We start from the raw sequence: 22,342 nt of genomic DNA, 5'->3' as shown, positions 1-22,342 counted from the left end.
CATAATATAAACTGAATAATTTTTCTAAAAAACAAAAAAGAGGTCGTCTACATAAATGATTTAAAAATCATTTATGAGACGTCCCCTTTTAAATATCCTTGAAAGAAATTGATATATATCTTAAAATATATTTATAACCAAATTTTACAAGGAGGTTTTATTTTGACTTTACCTTATTATGAAAAACTACCCTGTGGTGGAATTCTCACAATCGTTAATAATAAGTGGTTTATCCAATATTCATTCCTTCCTCTTGACCCCAACGGTGGTAATATATCAATTATCATAAAAAGTACAGATATAGACAATCATCTTATAGCCCTTCGTAATAATTTTGAACTTTTCAAATCCATAGAACATAACTGTGATGAATGTATTTATGGCATACCTGCTTATATGAATATGACCATTAATGTTCATGGTCCTTCTAAAGGAGTATGTTTAGAAGGATATTATCGTCCTATTTCCACCGAAAAAGAATTCCAATTAGTAAAAGACTCTTTTCTTTATGCAAAGGAAAAAGCCATGGAATTATTAAAGAATAAATCCACAAATTAAAAATCCTGCTAAGCTTACTGCACTTGCAATCAGTGCATATGGAATTTGACTTAGTGCATGATCCATATTATCAATACTGCATGAACTAGATGTTAATACTGTAGCGTCTGAGTAGAAACAAGCATGACTACCTAATGCTCCTCCAGATAATACTGCTGCCATTACTAAAACTAAGTTAGCACCTAATGATGCTCCAAGTGGAAGAATAATTGGTACGCATACTGCTGGTATGCCCCAGTTGCTTCCTGTAATAAATGTAAGTAATGCAACCACAATAAATGATACTGCCGGGAAAATATCTCCATTTAAATATGGAGCAACTGTTTCTATTACATAGTTAGGCAACCCTATATCATTAGCTGCTTGCTGCATAACAAAGGCCATAAACACAATGGCTATTGTTGGCACCATGTCACAGAATCCTCTTATATAAATATCACAAAATTCATCAAATGTCATTTTCTTTCTTGGTACATATAGTACAAGACACACAAACAGTGCTGCTATAACAGATATAAATAAATCTCCGCTAATTATTGTCATACCAATTAACACACCCATTGGTAATAAAAAGTCAATAAGCTTTCCTTCTCCATTTGCATATTCATCAAGCAAATCCGAATTAAACTTACTACTAGTTTCACCATAAACTTTTCCCGTTGTTTCCACTCTCTTATAAGCGTCTTTCATTTTACCAATTTTAGGTATTATCCCTAAAATGAAAAGTGGCACTATAATAACTGATGCCCATGCATAAAAAGTAAATGGAATAACTTTAAGATATGTAGCTATATCACTTCCATAATTTAATGCTGCAACAGCAGGCTCTTTTCCAAAAACACTGGCATAAAATATTGCCCATGTTGAAAATGGTAATAATACACAAACTGGTGCTCCTGTAGAATCTATTATATACGCTAATGATTCTCTTGGAACTTTTTTCTTATCACTTATATTTTTCATACATGCCCCTAAGGTCATGATGTTTAAGTATTCATCAACAAAAATTAAAATCCCTAATATCCAGGTTGTAATCAATGTACTTTTTTGGGTTTTACAATATCTTTCTAACTTTCCTGCAAACCCTAATGTTCCTTTAGACTTTCTAAGTAATGCAATTAAACTCCCAAATAAACCACATACAATTAATACCCATTGATTATCTGGATTACCAGCAGATGTAAAAAAGGCCTCAGACCATTTACTACCGAACCCAAACCCGTACATTATTATATAGGTTGATAATGTTCCTAATAATAATGCTTCTAATGTTTTTTTTGTTAATAAAGCAAAGATTATAACAATCAATGCTGGTAAAATACTTAATACACCGTATTCCACTTATCATTCCCCTTCCGTTTTATAAAATTATATTTTAGTACTTTATTTAAAGCCCTATTAAGTATACATTAGTACTACAATAAAATATATAAAAAAAATTAATTTTTTTATATATTTTCTGTTTTTTACATACTTATATAAATATATCTATATTTTTTATCATACAATAAATGTTATAATCTAAATGTAGATAGCAAACTTATGAAAATACTATATTATAGATGAGGTAATAATATGAAAAATTTAAAAATTTACTTTACTTCTGACATGCATGGATATATTTATCCTACTAATTATGTTGATAGAAGTGAAAAAAACATTGGACTTTTAAACATAATGTCAAATTTTAAAAAGGATGATAATACTCTAATAATTGATTGTGGTGATACTATTCAAGGTTCTCCTTTTACAAACTATTTAAGTAATAATGATTTCACTACTCATCCAATAGCAGACATAATGAATGCTGCTGGCTATGATTATATAACTTTAGGAAACCATGATTTTAATTATGGTCTTACTTATTTAAATAAATATCTCCATACATTAAAAGCTAAATGCTTATGTGCAAACATAGTGGATAAAACTGGACAGCTTCCTATATTACCATACGATATTAAAACATTAGGTAATGGTTTAAGAGTTGGTATAATCGGTATTACAACAGATTTTATAAATAGATGGGAACGTGCTGAAAATATTGAAAATCTAACAATTAGTACTACATATAAAGCTGTTTCATATTATTTTGATGAAGTAAAATCTTCTTGTGACGTACTTATTGGTATTTATCATGGTGGCTTTGAGTATGACTTAGAAACACATAAACAGCTTACTAAAACATCAGAAAATATAGCCTATAAATTATGTGAAGATTTTTCTTTTGATATTCTCCTAACAGGCCATCAACATATGTCTATCGCTGGGCAGACACTTCATGGCACTCATATAGCTCAAACGCCTTTTAATGGAACTAAGTATCTAGAATTAGATCTTACATTACAAAATGATGGAATAAAAACTATTGAATCATCTTTAAAAGATGTATCTATAAATCCACAAAAAGAAATGTATGAAAAATATCTTCCATTGGAAGAAAAAATTCAAGAATGGCTTGATACACCTGTTGGCTTCCTAAACAAAGAATTAATGCCTTCATCACACTTAGAAATGGCTCTAAATGGTTCAGAACTAGCTAATTTTATTAATCAAATTCAAATTGCTGAAAGCGGAGCTGATATTTCTTGTACTTCTTTTTCTAACGAAATAAAAGGCTTTAATAAAAATGTTACTGTAAGAGATATAATGTCTACTTATAAATTTCCAAACACCCTTGCAGTTTTAGAAGTAAATAGAAAATACTTAAAATTAGCTTTAGAAAGATGTGCTAGCTACTTCCATATAGATAATGAAACTATTTCAATCTCAAATAGGTTTCTAAAGCCTAAAGTGCAACATTATAATTATGATTATTTTAATAATATTGAATATACTTTTGATTTAAGAAAACCTGTAGGTTCAAGAGTAACTTCTATAAAATTTAAAGGCCAAGAGCTATCTGATAATACATCATTATCACTTGTAATGAATAATTATAGGGCTACAGGTGCTGGTGGCTATGAATTCTTAACGGAATGTCCTATGATAAAAGAAATACAATGCGAAATGCCTGAAGTAATAATTAATTACTTTAGAAAGCATACAAATGTTCAAGTAGACTGCACTAAATATATAAATGTTGTTTACTAAAAAAACTATACTTATAAAAATAAACCTATAGTTGAAAATAAATTCAACTATAGGTTTTAAATTAATTTATGCTCTTTTTCCTTTTTATAATTTTAACTCCAACTGCAACCATTACTAGAGCTGAAGCTAATATTATTACATGAGCTTCACTTCCAGTATTAACTAAAGATTTATTATTCTTATTAATGCCTTCATTTTTATTGTCTGCTCCAGGTTTGTTATTTCCTGGTTTGTTATCTCCAGGTTTATTATTTCCTGGCTTATTGTTTTCATCTTGATTATTGTCATCTTGACCAGGTTCTTTTTGTTCTTCTTTTCTTAAATTATCCATAATATTTTTTAAATTTTGCTCTGCATTGTCAATTATTTCTTGTGTTACTGTTGGATTTTCTGAAACTGCATTCTCATACACTTCTTCTGCTTCATTTAATGCAGCAATTAGCTTTTCTCTATCTTCTTCAACTATTTCATCAAATTCATCACTATATACTATTACTTTTGCATTTTTAATAGTATTAAATAAATTTTCAGTAACTAGTGGAATATATTCTTCTAATTTTACATTATCTATATTTATTGAATGTTCATCAGTAATTTGTGTTCCATTAACAGCTCCCATAGCTATACTGAAAATTGAATTTTCATCACTTTCTTCTGTCATTTCAAAAATTACTTGATATTTATTGTATTCACCTTTTAACTCAACTATTTCATTAGGAGAATATGGTCTCCAGTCGTTATCACTGCTTCCATCTCTTTGAATAGTAAACATTATTGATCTATCAATTGTACTTTTTGCATCAAGAGATAATACATACTTCTTTCCTTTTTCTAGTTTTACATTACTTTGCTTAAGTTGTATTTTCCAATCAGCATCACCAGTATCTTGAATATCTATTCTTGCTGAAGGATCACCTGTAGAGTTATCTATTGAAGATGATACTTTAGATGATACACTGCTATCTGCAAATAACTCCCACTTAGCAAATCCATTGCCGAAATCTCCATTTGTGATTAAACCTGTTTCTTTAATTCTAACATTATCAATATAAGTTACTCCATAAGCACCTAATAATAATTCTAAATTTGAATTATTTAAAACTTCTCCTGTTTTAAATTTATATTTGAAGTTAGTCTTTTCTGTAGTAATATTTGCTTCAAAGCTTTCACCATTAATTTGCGCCTTAATAGTTTTATCTTCTTCGCCATAAGCATCAAATGAAAGAGTATATTCTTTATTTTTTGCTATAGCAAGGTCTGTTTGCTTAACTATTACATCACTTAATGATGCTGGATTTTCTTTAACATCTACTTTTAGCTCTCTTGAATTATTGATATTTGGTACACCAATAGAAACATTATCTATTGTAGATTCTATATCCCAATATTTCATACGGTCTTGTCCTACATCAAATGTACCATTATATACATAGTTTCCATCCGGAAGAACTGTTTTTTTATTGTTATCTTCTGCTTCATGTTGACCTATTTTTTCTAATCTAACATTACTTATTTCAATAGTAGCTAATGATCCTTGATTACCATAGCTAAATTCTACTCTACCATTAGCCTCATCAATGTCTTTCATAATAAAATCATAAGAATAGCTTTGTAATTCATTTGTAAGATTAACTACTGTATCTTCAAATTGTCTCACATATCCTCTATCTGGTGAAGTAACATTTACTATCATTGTTCTATCTTCATCTGCTCTTGCATCAAAAGTAAGTCTATATTCACCATATTGCTTTAAAGGTAATTGAGGTTGAACTAATTGTAATGAGTAATTTTCCTTTCCTACTTCTTCAGTAGTAAGAATAATTTTATTATTTTCAATTATGCTTTCTCCTCTTCCACCAAGAGTTGTAAGTTTAATCCAACCTTCATTATCAGTTAAATCTTCATTTACAGAAAAATCTCCATTATTAATATAGTTTCCAGTAGCATCTGGATCTCTTAAATCAACTGGTTCTTTTTCTGGCTTAGTAACATTTTCATCATAGCTATCTAACTGATAAACCTTAACATAATCCACCTTAAGTTCAGCATTTTCAAAATCAGTAGTTTCGTCTGGATTACCTGGCCAATTTCCACCAACTGCTAAATTGAATTGAAGATAAAATGTTTGATCAAAAGGTGCTGGATATGTTTTCTCATCATCACCTTCTTGCTTAGTATACCAATCATTCACTGTATGATATAAGTTTCCATCTATATAGAAACGCATTTCACTTGGTTCCCACTCCACTGAAAATACATGATAATCATCAGCAAATGTAGTTCCATCTAAAATATAAGTCCCTTGCTGCTCTCTATGTGGATTACCATAATGTATTGTTCCATAAGCTTTTTCTGGCTCATGTCCTAATACCTCCATAATATCTATTTCACCACATCTTGGCCAAGAACCATAAAGATTCTCATCTGTTGGCATCATCCAAAAGGCTGGCCATAACCCTTGTCCTTCTGGAACTTTTAATCTAGCTTCAAAACGACCATATTTATAATCTCGTTTATTTTGAGTTGTTACTTTCCCTGAAGTATATTTAACACCATCTTCAGTTTCATCTTTGATGGCTTTAAGAACTAGCTCTCCATCTTTTACATAAATATTATCTGTAGAGTCAGTATACTCTTGTAATTCATTGTTTACCCATCCTGGTTCATGTGTTTCATAATTCCAGTCTTCCATATTTAATGAATCACCATCAAAATTATCTTCCCACACTAGTTTCCAGTCTTCACTAGTTTCTTTCATAAAATCAATATTACTATCAGCATATACATTACTAACATTAACCGTATTACTCATCATACTTGTTACTAAAGTGCCAACTAACACATTACAAATCTTTTTCTTCATTCTATCCTCCTATTATAGTTATTATTCTTTAATTTTTATTACATTGGATCATAAGATACCCAATCATAGTACGCTTTAATTGGCGTAGCACCATTGAATCTGCCAAGCCATGAATCTACATTTTTTCCTGGCCATAAATTCATCATTATTTTTCCTGGATGTGATGGAATATTATCATATGCTCTATAAACTTCCTTACCATCAACTAACCATGCAATGTAATTTGGCTGCCAATTAAAAGCATAAGTATGAAAACTTTGTGATGCATCAAAACCTAAATCATAAAGATATTCATGGTTTCCTACACCATTTGTATAATAATTAAACTGTACCTTAGTAGTGTCTTTACCTAAAAACTCTATATCTATTTCATCCCATGGGCTATTATCAGTTGGTCCTATATAAGTGAAAAATGAAGAAACTACTCCTGTATTTTTCGCTGGCTTCATTCTAACTTGATAAAGTCCATATCCATAAGTATCATTACTTCTATATTCCCCACCAGCATATTGTGAAACACCACCTTGATAATCTCTAGTTATTGCCAATTCCATAGTTCCATTATAAAAATTAACGTTTTGTCCTCTCCATGTGCAATCAAACATACCTCCATTGGACCATCCATCTGATTTGCTCCAATCTCTTGAGTTCATATAACTAAGTCCATCTCCAAAATGACTAGTTGTTAATGCTGAAACTTGAGTTGATAATAATGTTCCTGCTAATAAAATACCTGTAATAATTTTTGATAATTTTATTTTCATATTATTCACTCCTTTAAAAATATACCTCTAATAGAAAATGTTTACATTAAGAATAAAATAAATTGATAAATATTATTATTTATCAATTTATTTTATAGAGTTTTAGATTAAAAGTTCTTAGCCTTTTAACTCTTTATACATTTCTATCATTTCTTCAGCTAAAGATTTAATAACTTCTGCACTCATCATTTGATCTTCTGCATGCATAAGCATTAATGAAAATTCTGTCTTTTCTCCTGCTGCTTCCTTTTGTATTAATGAAGTATGTGCATGATGCCCTTCCGTAAGATATTTCGCTGCTTCAGATAATCTCTCTTCACCTTCTGCATAGTTACCACTTCTTACTACTCTTAATGCCTCAATAGCTAATGATTTAGCCATACCAACATTACTAATTATCTCAAATGCTATTAATTCTAATCCTTCCATTACTTACAACTCCTACTTTAATTTTTAAATAGTTACAGTATCTTTACTATTACTTAACTCATGTTTTCTTCTGTCTTCTTCTGCTTTTACTTCTGCTTTACTAGCAGCAATTACAAATGGTGCATACATCAATACACTAACAGCAAGAGAAACAAATCCCATTATTAATGCTAATATATTTCCACCTGTGCCTAAGAATGGTGCTAATGGTCCTGGTGTTGTCCAAGGTACTTGGAAAGCAATTGGTGGTATGATTTTAAATACAGCTATTGATAAATAACCAATCATTTCACCTACTAATGGCGTTAAAATAAATGGTATCATGTATATTGGGTTTAATACTATTGGTAATCCAAAGATAACCATTTCATTTATATTGAATAATCCTGGTGCAAATGAAAGTTTAGCAATACTCTTATGTTCTTTTGCTTTACTAAATAAGAATAGAGCAATTATTAAACCTAATGTTGCTCCTGATCCACCGTATGCTCCAAATCCATCATATAAAGCATTGAATGTTACTGGATAAGGTGCTCCCCATGCAGTTCCATTTGCTGCAGCATATGAAAGGTTAGCATTAGTTACTTCTGAGAACATAGTATCACGTACAGCCGCAATAGTATTTGGTCCATGGATACCCATAACCCAAAGTGTTTGAGATATTAATGTTAATATTAAAACTGATCCTACATTTTGTGATAATTTAGTTAATGGTTGTTGAATTACATTGTAAATTATTTCGTTCAATCCACCTGGTGCAATTTTCTTAATAAAGAAGTTTACAAAAGTGAATGAAACTGTTGTTATTATTATAGGTACTAATAACTTAAAGGTTCTAGCTACTGCTGGTGGTACTTGCTCTGGCATTTTGATTTCTAACTTATTAGATTTTGATAAAGCTGACATTAGTTCACCAACTAATAAACCAACTATTATTGCAACAAATAGACCTTGTGGCCCAAAAAATTGAGTTGCTAAATGCTTTGCGCCTTCTACATTTACATAATCAGGATATATTATAAAATAAACAGATACTGCTGTTAATCCTGATAATAAATCATCAGATTTAAGCTGTTTAGCTAAATTTCTTGCAATCAAGAATGTTACTAATATTGCAAGAATATCTGTTGATCCTTTTAATACTGGACTAAATATAGCTTGATATTCTGCAATATTGGGAAATATCTTTTGTAATCTTAACATCTTACAAACAAATCCATCTGGTGATAAAAATACTGAATTAATTAATACCATTAATGATCCAGCCATTGTTAATGGGAATGTTAATATAAATGCATCTCTTACTGCACAAATATGTCTTTGTGAATTCAACTTACTTGCTAACGGCACTAGAAATCTTTCAATTTGAGATTGAAATTTTTCCATAAAACTCATAATATACCCTTCTTTCATTCTTTATTAATTTTTTATTTTACTATTTAATTTTTTCTAATGTACTTATTAATATTGATTTTCCATCCATTATTCCATATAATCTCATATCGATTACGTCTACTGGTATTCTTCCACATGCTAATTTTTCCACTACTGGTTTTTGGAAACGTACTTGTGGTCCTAAAAGAACTATATCAACTTCATTAATTTTTGTTGAACATTCTGATACTGGTAATGCTTCAATTTCTACTTCCACATTCATATCTTGAGCTGCGCTCTTCATTTTATTAACTAATAAACTTGTTGACATTCCTGCTGAACATACTAATAATATTTTTTTCATAATTAATCACCTCATAAATTTTTTTATTATAATATTTTTATAATTCTTCTCCATTAGTTTCTATTACTTTCTTATACCAATAGAAACTTTTCTTTTTAATTCTTTTTAATTCTTTGATTTCTTTTTCATCTCTATCTATATATATAAAACCATAACGTTTTTGATATCCATTTAACCAACTTAATAAATCTGTAAATGACCATGTACAATATCCTAACAATTCAACACCATCTGTGATAGCTTCTTTACAAGCTCTAACATGATTGCTTAAATATTTTATTCTGTAATCATCATTTACAACTTCATTTTCTTCTAATTTATCAAATTCACCTAAACCATTTTCAGTAATTAAAATAGGTAACCCATATCTACTTGTTAATCTTCTTAATCCTATTCTTAATCCTTCAGGATCTATTGCCCAATCCCAATTTGTATATTCTAAATATTGATTTTTAATATTTTTAAATACTCCTGGTATACCACTGTCTTGTGCTGTTCCCTTTTTACCAGTGTTATTCATTCCTTCTACAGCACCTACACCATCTAATCCATTTTTTTCAATTGTTGTTGTTTGATAGTAATTTATTCCAATGAAATCAGGTTTTGCTCTTTCTAATAATTCTAAATCACCATCTTCAATCACTGGTGCTACTCCTAATTTTTCATAATACTTCATTGCAAATGCTGGATATATACCTTTACAATAAACATCAAGCCACCAGTTATTATTTAATTCTTCTGCATTTTCTGCTGCTATAACATCCTCTGGATTACATGTATTTGCATATATTGGTGAGAATGCAAAGCTTGGACCAATCATTCCATTTGGTACATAAGCTCTAAAAGATTCAATAACTTTTGCATTAGCTAAGTTTGCAATATGATTAGCTTGTAACATTCTCTTTAAATCTTTAACTCCTGGTGGATGTAATGCTGTCATGTATCCTAAATTTATAAATACATTTTGTTCATTTAAACTTACCCAATATTTAACTTTATCACCAAATCTCTTAAATAACGTTATACAGTAATTGTTAAAATCATTTATTATTTCTCTTGATTCCCAACCACCATATAAGTCTTGTAAATATTGCGGTAAATCCCAATGATATAGTGTTATGATTGGTTTAATATTATTTTTTATAAGCTCGTTTATTAAATCTTCATAAAACTTTAAACCAGCTTCATTTACTTCTCCACGACCTTTAGGATATATTCTAGTCCATGCTATTGAAAATCTATATGCCTTTAATCCCATCTCAGCCATTAAAGCTACATCTTCTTTGTACCTATTATAGTGATCAACAGCTACATCACCGTTAGTACCTTTATATGTTTTTCCAGGTAGCTTAGTATATACATCCCAGATACTTTCTCCTTTTCCATCTTGGTTCCATGCTCCTTCTACTTGATAAGCTGCAGAGGCAGATCCCCACAAGAATCCATCACTAAATTTTTCTAACTTTTCATAAATCATTAAATCATCTCTCCTTGTTTCACTTCATGAATTTAGTATATAATACATTTTCTGGTTTGTAATCATTTTCTAAAGCAAAAAAAACATGTTCCACCTTTAAAAAATACATACAAAAATAAAACAAGGTGTTTTTTAAAAAACACTAAAAATATATAAATAAAAGGCACATATACACTCAAAAAATTGAGTCTATATGTGCTTTCTTACTCTATACCATATTCATTATATAGCTTTTTGCCAATCCTCTCTATCATATATAATACAGGAATTTGTGTTGTAATATCACTATAATTAACTTTAACTTGTTGCACATAATAAGGTAAATTTAAATCTGATATTTTAGCTATAGTACAATTTTCCGTATTTGTTATACTGGCAATTGTACAGTTTTCTTTTTTAAATCTAACAATATTTTCTATAGTAGTTGATGTTTCTCCTGATACTGATAAAGCTATTATGAGACACTCACCATAACATTTAAAATTCTTAGGGAAAAATGGATCATCAATATGAAAGGTAAACTTTCCAATAGCAGAAAAATATCTAGCTGCATATTTACACAGTATTCCTGAGGATCCTATTCCTAAAAATATAATACTATTAGCCGTTTTAAGCATATTACATAATGTATCTAATCTATTATCTAAATCACTGCCTTCAATATTTTTCAGAAAATTTATTATTTCTGATGTATCATCATTTACCTTTTTAATATTATTTTCTTCAATATACATTTTAAATTTGACTTTAAATTCTGAAAATCCTTCACAGTTCAATTTCTTGCAAAATCTCAATATTGTAGTTGTAGATACATGTGCTTCCTCTGCAAGTTCCCGTATTCTCATATATATTACTTTTTTACTGTTTTTCATAATATATTCATATAGGGATAATTCTAAGTTGTTTAAACTTTGTATCACTTCATATCTAAACATATCTTCACCTCAAGTTAGCTTCTTCTACTCTTTTGATTTAACTTTTCATTTATTTATACTAACTATTTTTTAATTGCATTTATTACTGCACCAAGTATATTTGCATCATTATTATACTTACATCTATCTATTTTAGTTGTAATAACATCACATTCGGTATGTCTAATACACTCTTCCCTATACTTCTCTTTAATCCTATTAATAAACCATTCTTCTTCAGATATTCCTCCACCTATACAAATAACTTCTGGATTATAGAAAACTGTAATAGTTATCAACTGTACAAGTATATAATTTATCCACTGATCCACAGTTTCTTTTGCTGTATTATCTCCTTCGAAATATTTATTACATACCTCATGTCCATATCTCACTTTAACGTTTTCATCAACTTTGTCATTATATATATTTATTAAAGCCGTCATTGATGCATAATCACCCATATTATCCATCTTTCCATTACTAAAATTTATAAATGGAAGCTTATGAAATTCACCAGCAAAAGAGTCCTTTCCATATATCACTCCATTTTCATTACAAATACATCCACCTGTTCCTGTACCTAATATTAAAAATGCCGATGATTTGCTATCTTTTGCATTTCCTATTTCAAACTCACATAACCCTGCAGCTTTAGCATCATTTATTGCTGCAACTTTTTTATTTGTTCTATTTTGTATTTCATGAACTATATTAGTTCCATACATAATTCTTAAATTAGGTGCTGCATACGATCTAACATTAGCTTCTTCATCTATAACACCTGGAGCACTTATACCTATTACATCTATATCCTCAATCCCTCTCATGTTATGGCATATATAATCATAAAGCTCATCTTTTGTCTCAAACTTAATAGTTTCAACTTTCCATTTCTCCATAATTTTATACGATTCATCCACTAAAGCATATTTAATAAAAGTTCCTCCAATATCAATTCCTATTTTTTTCATTTCAAATCCCCCTTTAACCATATTTTACAAATTATACAATAACATATGTATTTAATAAATTAAATACTTTTTGTAAAAATATATACTTTTTGTAAAAATATATACTTTTTTAATAATAAATCACTTATTGTTTTATAAAAAATGAGTTATAGTAAAATATGTTTTATTTCACTATAACTCATTTTTTATTTTAAGAACTATTTCTGTATATATTCCTTCTTCGCTATATATTTTAATTCTTCCACCATATAAAGAAATTATTTTATCTGCAATTGAAAGTCCTAATCCAAAGGAATTATTGTTTTTTCTTGATTTATCAACCTTATAAAATCTATTTAAAATGTAAGGTATTTCATCTTTTGGTATTCCTTTACCATTATCTCTTATATTAAATAATATATTTTCATTCTTTTCAAATATATTTATATCAATAACACATTCATCTTTATCATTATACTTAATAGCATTATCAATAAAGATAATTAATATTTGCTTTAAATGATCCTGCTTAATTTTTAACATTAGATTTTCATCCATTATTAATTTAAATTTAGTAGTATTATTTAATATCTTATAGTGTTCTATAATTTGTAAAATTATTTGTTTAGCTTGAATTTTTTCAATTTCACTTAGATTTATTATCTCATTATCACATCTTGATAATGTTAATAAATCTCCAACAATTTTTGTTAATCTTTCTGTTTCACTAATACATATATCTAATGATTTTTCTAAACGCTCTTTATCATTCTTTCCCCATCTTTTTATCATTCTAAGATGACCTTGCAAAGCTGTAAGAGGAGTTCTTAATTCATGAGATGCATCAGAAACAAACCTGCTTTGCTCATTAAATGCTTCTTCTACTTCATCTAACATATCATTAAATAATATATTAACTTTATCAAATTCATCATTAGTATTTGATATTTCTACTCTATATTTTATGCCATTTTCCTTTACTTCATTTATTGTATTAGATAAATTTTTTAATCTACCAACAAATCTTTTTGATAAATAAATAGCTCCAATTATACTTAATATAATTCCAATAAATAATGATATTAATAATGTTTGAAAATAATTTTCCATTATTTCATCAAAAATCGTATCTCCATGTACAATTTGAATTCTATAATCTTTATTATCAATTTCTATCTTTCCATCTAATACAACATATAAATCCCAATCTATATATCTAAAATTAACTTTTAGCTCCTCATTAGTACTTAACGGTATCTTATCCCAAATATCATTTTTACTTTTATATTTTATATAATTATCCTGATATATTCTTATAATTTCATCATCATCTTTTATAATATCATTTAAAGTATTATCTTTTAATTCAATATTAGATAGTATATAACTTAACTCTTCGTATCTCTTTTCAATTTGCTCCTCTTCATATTCAATAGTGAGCATATTCATGCTTATTAGTTGTACCACTGAATAAACACAAATTATTGATACTATTATTATTGAAGAAATAATACTAAATTCTAAAAATATCGGTAATCTTTTTCGTTTTTTCATTACTTTTCACTAATAATATAGCCAACAGCTCTCACAGTTTCTATATATGCCTCTTTATTTTTTTCATCTAATTTATTTCTTAAATAACTTACATAAACATCCACTACATTAGTTCCTGCATCATAATCATAACCCCATACTTCATTTAATATGTTATCTCTCGTAACAACCTTTCCTTTATTGTTTAAAAGCAATATTAAAAGTTCATATTCTTTATTGGTTAAATTAATTTTTTCTTCATTTTTCATAACTGTTCTTGATTCTAATTGAATACTTAAATCTTTAAACTTTATAATATTTGATTTTACTTTTTCCGCTCTTCTAAATATAACTTGAATCCTTGCAATAAGCTCTTCTATAGCAAAAGGCTTAGCTATATAGTCATCTGCTCCAATTTGTAGTCCTGCTACCTTATCCATTACGCTATCTTTTGCACTTAGCATTATAACTGGAATATCTTTTTCTTTCTTTAATCTTCTACAGACTTCTAAACCACTAATACCTGGTAGCATTAAATCAAGCACTATCAAATCATAATCTTCTCTTAACGCTTTTATTAATCCTTCTTTGCCATCTTCACTTATCTCTGCCTCATAGCCTTCATATTCCAGTTCCATCTTTATAAAATCTGATATATTAGATTCATCTTCTATTATTAGAATTTTTTTCACAAAATCACTTCTTTCAAAAATTTCTGTATATTAACCATTGTAATCTATATCAGTTATTGCACCATATTTAGAATTTACTTTTACTTCATATAATCTATTATTACCATCTTTTATTTTAAATTCATATTCTAAAATACCATCTTCCAAATCAATTCTATACCCTACTATTTGTCCATTTATACTTGCTAAAGCAATTTTCTCTGCTTCACTTCTACTATAATTTATATTAGATTTTACATACCCATAAAATATACCTGCTATTATAACTCCAATTACTCCTAATACTATCATTAGCTTAATCATAGTTTTTATTATTTTTCTTTTTTTCTCTTTAATTGTCTTTACTATAAGATTTATTTTTTCGTTCATTTCATTTCTTCCTTTACTATTATTATTTATATATACATCTTATAAAAAAATAGTTATTAAAGAATGAATTTAATATTATAGAATTATTAAAAATTTTTAATAATTACTCTTTTTGATTATTATCCATACTTTGAATTTCTAAATATCCCTTTTTAACCTTAATTTAAAGAATTATCATTTTATCTCCCAAATAAGTGCATTAGGCTTAACAACGCCTTATTTATATAATTTTATTGCATAACTAATATTATCTGTTAGTGTCACATATATTAATATCCTATTTTTTCTATAATACATTTTTTAATTTAATATAATATTTTATTAATATTGTTAAATTTACTCACAACTTAAATACTCCTTTATTTCTTTTAAATTCTTAAAGCTTTTTTTACAATATTTTAATATTTCTTCATCAGCCACCTTTAAATCCTCTACATGAATTCCTTTCATTCCTCCAGAAAAAGCTGCTTTTATCCCTGCTGGTGAATCTTCTACAACAAAACAATCTTCAGGTTTAACATTAATTTCTTTTGCTGCTTTTAAAAATATATCTGGATTTGGTTTTCCTTTTTCCACATCATCACCACATACTATTGCATCAAAGCTTTCTTTAAGCCATTTATCTTTTATCTGTTTTTCCACTCTCTCCCTTTTTGCGGATGTCCCTAAAGCTATTTTATAGTTTCTTTCTTTAAGCATTGAAAATAATTCTTTTACACCTTCTTTTAAGGGAATACCCTCATTTTCTATTATAAAAAATAGCTGCTTATCCTTTTCTTCATACATCTTTTCAATGGGAAGTCCATCACCAAAATTATCCAAAAATATCTTTATTACATTTTCTCTTCCTGTCCCCATTACAGTAATATATAATTCTTTAGTCATTTTATATCCATACTTTTCAAAAACTCTTTGCCAAATATCTAAATACACTTTTTCCGTATCAAAAATTACTCCATCCATATCAAATATCACTGCTTCTTTTCCCATAAAATCACTCCATCATATTATATTTTTTCTTTAACTCTAAAATTCTCTTCACGCTTTTATTTATGTGCTATTCACTTATATCACCATAATATTATAATCTACCTAAATATAAGAAAGCTATATCAATATGATATAGCTTTCTTATATTTAGGTAGATTAATCAAATATTTTATTTTCTTTTTTAGCAAACTTTTCTTCCTTTTTTATATCATGTTCAATATCTTTTGCTAATTTTTTAGCTTCTTTTTCATGAATCTTTTCTTCATGCTTTTTAAGCCTTTCTTCTTCCTTCATTTGATGTTTTATTTCATGAGCAAATTTCTTTTCTTCATGTCTTTCATGTCTTTCTTCTTTATGTTCTTCATGATGAATTTTCATTTCATTAACTTTTTCTTTAAAAGTCATAAAATCCACTCCTTATTTTACAGCATTTAAAGCTGCTTCATAATCTGGTTCACTAGAAACTTCATTACAGTACTCAACATACGAAACTTTATTATTTTCATCTACAATAATAATTGCCCTAGTTAAAAGTCCTAGTTCTTTAATATAAACACCATAATTCTTACCAAAATCTCTATTTTTATAATCTGATAAAATAGTAACCTTATCTATTCCTGCACTACCACACCATCTACTTTGAGCAAAAGGTAAATCCATTGATACCACATATATACTTACATTATTTAGTTTTGCTGCTTCTTCATTAAATCTTCTTACTTCCCTATCACATACTGGTGTATCAACTGATGGAACTATTACAAATATTCTTTTTCCACTGGTATCCTTTAAGGTTATTTCCTTTAATTCTTTGTTGGTTAAATGAAAATCTGGAGCAGAATCACCAACATTTATATATTTATCTTCCAAAGTAACTGGTGTTCCCTTAAATGTAATCATATTATATTTTCTTACCTCCTTTTTATTTTTCTCATATTTATATTTCCTAACTTTTTTCTTTATTATTCTAAAAAATAAAACTCCATACTTATTTATAATTTTAAAAAAGCTGTAGCATAAACTACAGCTCTATCAACAATTTCAATAATTATCTATCGCTTTGTTGTGCTTTCTTAGCTCTTCTACAAGCTAAACATCTCTTTGGTTCGTTATCGAATCCTTTTTCTTTGTAGAATTCTTGTTCTCCAACTGTGAATACGAATTCAGCACCACAATCTTTGCAAGTTAATGTCTTATCTGTCATAATAATTCCTCCTAATTTTAAAGATTCTAATGTGATAATAATCTCTTAAACTACGAGAAACCATTACATTAAAGAAACTTTATTTAAATAGCAGTATACACTGCTTATACTCATACTAACACTTATTTATACAAATTACAATATTTTTTTTAAATTTTACAAAGAGATTTTCAATAAAATAAGGCTTCTAATTTTCAACCTTATTTTAAGCTATTTAAAATAGATTTTCCAATTGTACCCTTTGGCATTTGCACCTCAAAATTATCAGCTATTGTTGCACCGATATCTGCAAAACTTTTACCAGTTCCTAATTGGCCATGATTTTTCATTGATGGAGAGTATGCTAAAAACGGAACATATTCTCTTGTATGATCACTTCCACTATAAGTTGGGTCATTACCATGATCTGCTGTAATTATTAATAAATCATCTTCTTTTAACTTATCTAGTACTTTTCCTAAGTTTACATCAAATCTTTCTAACTCTTCTGCATATCCTTTAGGATTTCTTCTATGTCCCCATAAAGCATCAAAATCAACTAAATTAACAAAACATAATCCTTTAAAATCCCTATCCATCAATTCCAAAGTTTGCTCCATACCATGAACTGAACTCTTTGATTTGTGGCTTTCAGTGATTCCTTCTCCATCAAAGATATCACTTATTTTTCCTACTGATATAACATCATAATTATTATCTTTTAAAACATTTAAAACTGTTTCACCATATGGCTTTAAAGCATAATCATGTCTATTGCTCGTTCTCTTAAATTCACCTTTTTTCTCGCCTACGTATGGTCTTGCTATAACTCTACCAACTTTCCATTCATCCTTTAAAGTTATTTCTCTTGCTATTTCACAACATCTGTATAATTCATCTAATCCAAAAGTTTCTTCGTGACCACAAATTTGAAGAACTGAATCTGCAGAAGTATAAACAATCATGTCTCCTGTTTTCATTTGGTGCTCTCCTAATTCATCTAATATTTCTGTCCCGCTAGCACTTTTATTTCCAACAATCTTATGTCCTGTTTTTACTTCTAATTCATCTAGTAGATTCTTTGGAAATCCTGTATCTGTAAAAGTTTTAAATGGTTTAGTTATATGAAGACCCATCATTTCCCAATGACCTGTCATTGTATCTTTACCAACGCTTACTTCTTTTAATTTCATTTGATATCCAAGTGGATTTTCTATACTTGCTACATGTTTTATTTTATGTAGGTTTGCTATCCCCATTCTTTGAAGATTAGCAATATTTAAAGAATCTACTGATTCTGCTATATGTCCAAGTGTATCTACATTTATATCGCCATATTCCTTCGAATCATCCATAGCTCCTATTCCTAAAGAATCTATAACTATTGTAAATATTCTATTATATCTTTTCATATTCTTATCCCCTTTAATTAATTTATTATTTATATTTTTCCTCATTTTTTCTCTTATATATGTACATTTATATTGTATAATATAACCTATCTTTTTTATAGTCTTATTTTTATATTCATAAACATTTGATGAACTCTTACTTCATGGTATTCATATCCATTAGCTTATCATTCTCTATTTTAATACTCCATTTTTTATAATATTAAATTTGCCAATAAGCTTTGCTTTTCCTATAGAACAATTATGTTTTCCTAAAAGTACAGCTATCAATTCCGTAATCATTGTATTTTCTACTACTTCTAATATATTTAAAAGTTCTTCATCATCAGTAAAAACTATCTTAGATAAATCTATATACTTTTTAGCAACGTTAAGTTTAATTTCTCTACAATCAAGTCTAAAAAAATAATTGATCAAATTCATATCCACCTTATGTAATGTCTTTATAATAAATTCATACATTTCTTTACTAAGATATTCACTGGTAGCATAATCATAAATATAAATTCCCATTTGAAATATATCACACTTCTCACCATTAAGACTACTAACTATTTCAGCTAAAGCTTCTTCTCTATATCCATCTAATATATATAAAAATAAGTCTTCTTTATTTTCGAAATACATATAAAATGATCCTCTTGAAATCTCAGCATTCTTTATAATTCTATTAATAGATGCATCATTAAAAGAATATTCTACAAATTCACTTTTGGCTGCATTTATAATCCTTTCTTTCTTTTCTATTGTTAAATTAAAAAAAGTATTAGTCGGCATATAATAGCTCCCATCTATAAAAATAATATATATTATATCATTTATTATTTTATATTTATAAATATTAATGCGGCTCTCAAAAGAAAGCCGCTATTATTTATTTTAAACTATTCACTTCTAAGAGCTTCAACTGCATCTTTCTTTGATGCCATCTTGGCTGGAATATGTCCTCCAAGCATAGTAAGAATTGTACCTATAATTACAAGCATTACAGCATAAACTACTGGAAGCTGAGCTACATTTTTAAGATCTGTCATTTTGTAAATAACTGAGTTTATAGGGAATGTTAGACCGTATGCTATAGCTATCCCTAATACTCCTGAAAATACACCTAATATACATGTTTCAGCATCAAATACTCTTGTTATATCCTTTTTACTAGCACCTAAGGCTTTTAATATACCAATTTCTTTCGTTCTTTCTAAAACTGATGTATAAGTAATTATTCCAATCATTATTAATGAAACAACTAATGATATTCCTGCAAAAGCAATTAAAACCAAAGTTATGCCTGTCATTATTCCATTGGTCATACTCATTATAGTATCTGCTAAATCAGTATATACAATTTGATCTTCAACATCTTTTCCTTCATTATACTCATCTAAATATTTCACAACAAAGTCTTTATTATCAAATGAAGTTGGGAATATACTTATCATATATGGAGTTGAATTTCCCCCTAAATATGCTATAAGCTGCTCCTTAGTAGTTTCATCAACCTTTTCAAAAGTTAAAACATTAAAATCTGCTTCTTTCTGTGATTTTACAATATCTGAATTCATAGAATCTGCAATTATTATCTCTGAAAGTTCATCTGAATATGCAAGTCCTGGCATAAGCATTGCAAGTCCTGCATCCTTTTTCCCTCTAATTATTCCAACAACTTTTAAATCAATTGCATTATTTGAGCTATACATTTCTTCATAATTAGTATTCATTGTATAAATACCCATATCTGTTGCACTGTAATAGTCATTATTTAAAATAGCTTTAAGTCTTAACCCTAATAAATCATCAAAAGAAATAGTTTTCTGATCATATCCTAATGCCCTTAAAATAGTGTCTTGTACTTGATTTTTATCATCAATAACTAATACTACCTCATTAGCATTTTGTGGATACTCTCCAATTAATAAATCATAATTTGTTTCTAAATACCCTTCCCCCTCTTTTGTTAAAGCCTTTGGATATGATACAAAATTAATATCTTTAGTATTTACCGGAACCACTTTACCATGTTGCTCCATTAAAAGATTTACTCCAGTTATTCTTGTATACCCTATACTTTGAACATATTCAGGATTAATATTTTCTATATAATCAATATATTCATCTGTAAATACATTTTTGTGAGTCATTACATATTCATCAGTACTATAGCTATAAACTTCTTTAGCATCACTATAACTTTTTTCATTTTCAGTAATACCTAGCATTTCCTTCTGCATTGCTGAAATCTTATCAATATCAATTTCATTAGTTTCTTGCGTTATCATAATAGGAAATGATGCAAAACTATCACTTTGGAATTTGTTAATTTGCTCTTGGAATCCTGAAGATAATGACATTATGGTAGCAATACCGATTATTCCTATACTAGAAGCAAAAGCAGTAAGAGCTGTCCTACCCTTTTTTGTTTTAATATTAGTAAATGAAAGCTTTAAAGCAGTTGCAAAGCTCATGCTTGTTTTTTTAAGCTTGAATCCACTATTTTCATAATTCTTCTCATCATATGGATTGCTATCAGAAATAATATTTCCATCTTTAAATTCAACTATTCTATCAGCATACTGGTGAGCTAACTCTGGATTATGTGTTACCATGATAATTAGCTTATCTTTTGCCACTTCTTTTATAAGGTTCATAATTTCTACTGATGTTTCAGTATCTAAAGCTCCTGTTGGCTCATCAGCTAATATTATGTCAGGATTATTGGCAAGAGCTCTTGCTATGGCAACTCTCTGCATCTGCCCACCAGACAATTGATTAGGTCTTTTATGTAAATGATCTGATAAGCCTACCTTTTTAAGAACTTCTAATGCCTTTTCATGCTTTTCTTTAGCACTTACTCCACTTAAAGTCATACCTAATTCAACATTTTCAACAATGCTTAAATGTCCAATTAAATTATAGCTTTGAAATATAAAACCAATGGAATTATTCCTATAGCTATTCCAATCCTTTTCTGTAAAATCCTTAGTAGATTTACCATTTAGTATTAAGTCTCCATCAGTATAATTATCTAATCCGCCAATAATATTTAAGCAAGTTGTCTTTCCTGAACCACTAGTTCCTAATATAGCTACAAACTCTTTTTCTCTAAATGCAACTGATACACCTTTAAGAGCCTGAGTTTCAATTTCTCCAATCTTATATGTCTTTTTAATATTTTTTAATTGTAACATACCTTTATCCTCATTTTGCCAATTATATATATATTATGACAAGGTGTCATATTCATCTAAAGTATATATAACACATTTTCATATGTCAATCAATATTCTATCCAATTTACTTAAATTTAACAAAGTTTCACTTTTAAATATAAATACTTTAATATTATTTACCAATATATATTTTTTGTATTTCATTTAAAT

21 protein-coding genes are annotated in these 22,342 nt (G+C 28.2%); 2 read left to right on the top strand and 19 right to left on the bottom strand.

Translation table 11 applies throughout. From position 1 onward, the window contains the following. Window positions 1–162: 162 nt before the first annotated feature. Window positions 163–558: a hypothetical protein gene (locus BHW04_RS01360; protein WP_022211887.1), complete on the top strand. Its 396-nt coding sequence runs from the start codon at window positions 163–165 to the stop codon at window positions 556–558. Here BHW04_RS01360 and BHW04_RS01355 read toward each other — a convergent pair. Then, window positions 535–1,899, bottom strand: coding sequence for a Na+/H+ antiporter NhaC family protein (locus tag BHW04_RS01355; protein WP_186835399.1), 1,365 nt, complete (start codon window positions 1,897–1,899; stop codon window positions 535–537). The genes BHW04_RS01360 and BHW04_RS01355 overlap by 24 nt on opposite strands. Before the next feature lie 234 nt (window positions 1,900–2,133). Between BHW04_RS01355 and BHW04_RS01350 the strand changes: the two genes are divergently transcribed. Then, a complete protein-coding gene (locus tag BHW04_RS01350; RefSeq protein ID WP_186835400.1) occupies window positions 2,134–3,648 on the top strand; it encodes a bifunctional metallophosphatase/5'-nucleotidase in 1,515 nt (504 codons plus the stop codon). Between the two features lie 61 nt (window positions 3,649–3,709). Here BHW04_RS01350 and BHW04_RS01345 read toward each other — a convergent pair whose 3' ends face one another. The 18 genes from BHW04_RS01345 to BHW04_RS01260 all read right to left on the bottom strand — a co-directional run bounded on the left by BHW04_RS01345 (window position 3,710) and on the right by BHW04_RS01260 (window position 22,150). Next, on the bottom strand, window positions 3,710–6,511 hold the full coding sequence (locus BHW04_RS01345; protein ID WP_186835401.1) for a carbohydrate binding domain-containing protein: 2,802 nt from the start codon (window positions 6,509–6,511) through the stop codon (window positions 3,710–3,712). Between the two features lie 38 nt (window positions 6,512–6,549). Next, window positions 6,550–7,275 carry a beta-glucanase gene (bglS, locus tag BHW04_RS01340; protein WP_022211891.1) on the bottom strand — a complete coding sequence of 242 codons (726 nt, stop codon included), beginning with the start codon at window positions 7,273–7,275 and terminating at the stop codon, window positions 6,550–6,552. Between the two features lie 117 nt (window positions 7,276–7,392). Next, on the bottom strand, window positions 7,393–7,704 hold the full coding sequence (locus BHW04_RS01335; RefSeq protein WP_022211892.1) for a PTS lactose/cellobiose transporter subunit IIA: 312 nt from the start codon (window positions 7,702–7,704) through the stop codon (window positions 7,393–7,395). A 24-nt stretch (window positions 7,705–7,728) separates the two neighbouring features. Further along, a complete protein-coding gene (locus BHW04_RS01330) occupies window positions 7,729–9,099 on the bottom strand; it encodes a PTS sugar transporter subunit IIC (RefSeq protein WP_022211893.1) in 1,371 nt (456 codons plus the stop codon). A gap of 40 nt (window positions 9,100–9,139) precedes the next feature. Then, window positions 9,140–9,442 carry a PTS sugar transporter subunit IIB gene (locus tag BHW04_RS01325; RefSeq protein WP_022211894.1) on the bottom strand — a complete coding sequence of 101 codons (303 nt, stop codon included), beginning with the start codon at window positions 9,440–9,442 and terminating at the stop codon, window positions 9,140–9,142. Window positions 9,443–9,479: 37 nt separating this feature from the next. Beyond that, window positions 9,480–10,919 (bottom strand): glycoside hydrolase family 1 protein, encoded by a 1,440-nt coding sequence (locus tag BHW04_RS01320; RefSeq protein WP_022211895.1) that lies wholly within the window; start codon window positions 10,917–10,919, stop codon window positions 9,480–9,482. 203 nt (window positions 10,920–11,122) lie between these two features. Continuing rightward, complete coding sequence (locus BHW04_RS01315) at window positions 11,123–11,854, bottom strand: MurR/RpiR family transcriptional regulator (RefSeq protein ID WP_022211896.1); 732 nt, start codon at window positions 11,852–11,854, stop codon at window positions 11,123–11,125. A gap of 62 nt (window positions 11,855–11,916) precedes the next feature. Continuing rightward, complete coding sequence (locus BHW04_RS01310) at window positions 11,917–12,807, bottom strand: ROK family protein (RefSeq protein ID WP_022211897.1); 891 nt, start codon at window positions 12,805–12,807, stop codon at window positions 11,917–11,919. A gap of 171 nt (window positions 12,808–12,978) precedes the next feature. Next, window positions 12,979–14,340 carry a sensor histidine kinase gene (locus tag BHW04_RS01305; RefSeq protein ID WP_022211898.1) on the bottom strand — a complete coding sequence of 454 codons (1,362 nt, stop codon included), beginning with the start codon at window positions 14,338–14,340 and terminating at the stop codon, window positions 12,979–12,981. After that, a complete protein-coding gene (locus tag BHW04_RS01300; protein ID WP_302698593.1) occupies window positions 14,340–15,011 on the bottom strand; it encodes a response regulator transcription factor in 672 nt (223 codons plus the stop codon). Before BHW04_RS01300 ends, BHW04_RS01305 begins: the two co-directional genes overlap by 1 nt. A 30-nt stretch (window positions 15,012–15,041) precedes the next feature. Continuing rightward, on the bottom strand, window positions 15,042–15,380 hold the full coding sequence (locus tag BHW04_RS01295; protein ID WP_022211900.1) for a PepSY domain-containing protein: 339 nt from the start codon (window positions 15,378–15,380) through the stop codon (window positions 15,042–15,044). Window positions 15,381–15,716: 336 nt separating this feature from the next. Next, the gene (locus BHW04_RS01290; protein WP_022211901.1) at window positions 15,717–16,370 is read right to left on the bottom strand and encodes an HAD family hydrolase; all 654 of its coding nucleotides are present in this window, start codon (window positions 16,368–16,370) and stop codon (window positions 15,717–15,719) included. 156 nt (window positions 16,371–16,526) lie between these two features. Further along, window positions 16,527–16,775, bottom strand: a complete 249-nt coding sequence (locus BHW04_RS01285; protein ID WP_022211902.1) for a hypothetical protein — start codon at window positions 16,773–16,775, stop codon at window positions 16,527–16,529. 12 nt (window positions 16,776–16,787) lie between these two features. Beyond that, window positions 16,788–17,270 carry a thiol peroxidase gene (tpx, locus tag BHW04_RS01280; RefSeq protein WP_186835404.1) on the bottom strand — a complete coding sequence of 161 codons (483 nt, stop codon included), beginning with the start codon at window positions 17,268–17,270 and terminating at the stop codon, window positions 16,788–16,790. 148 nt (window positions 17,271–17,418) lie between these two features. Further along, window positions 17,419–17,574: a zinc-ribbon domain-containing protein gene (locus BHW04_RS01275; RefSeq protein WP_022211904.1), complete on the bottom strand. Its 156-nt coding sequence runs from the start codon at window positions 17,572–17,574 to the stop codon at window positions 17,419–17,421. Window positions 17,575–17,774: 200 nt separating this feature from the next. Continuing rightward, on the bottom strand, window positions 17,775–18,965 hold the full coding sequence (locus tag BHW04_RS01270; protein WP_302698591.1) for a phosphopentomutase: 1,191 nt from the start codon (window positions 18,963–18,965) through the stop codon (window positions 17,775–17,777). 174 nt (window positions 18,966–19,139) lie between these two features. Then, complete coding sequence (locus BHW04_RS01265) at window positions 19,140–19,742, bottom strand: TetR/AcrR family transcriptional regulator (protein WP_302698589.1); 603 nt, start codon at window positions 19,740–19,742, stop codon at window positions 19,140–19,142. 107 nt (window positions 19,743–19,849) lie between these two features. Then, window positions 19,850–22,150: an ABC transporter ATP-binding protein/permease gene (locus BHW04_RS01260; RefSeq protein WP_302698587.1), complete on the bottom strand. Its 2,301-nt coding sequence runs from the start codon at window positions 22,148–22,150 to the stop codon at window positions 19,850–19,852. Window positions 22,151–22,342: the final 192 nt, after the last annotated feature.

Source organism: Clostridium sp. 29_15 (assembly GCF_001916075.1).
Taxonomy (GTDB): Bacteria; Bacillota; Clostridia; order Clostridiales; family Clostridiaceae; genus Clostridium; species Clostridium lentum.
Note: the sequence above shows the minus strand (reverse complement) of the source record. Positions and strands in the feature narration are given on the sequence as shown.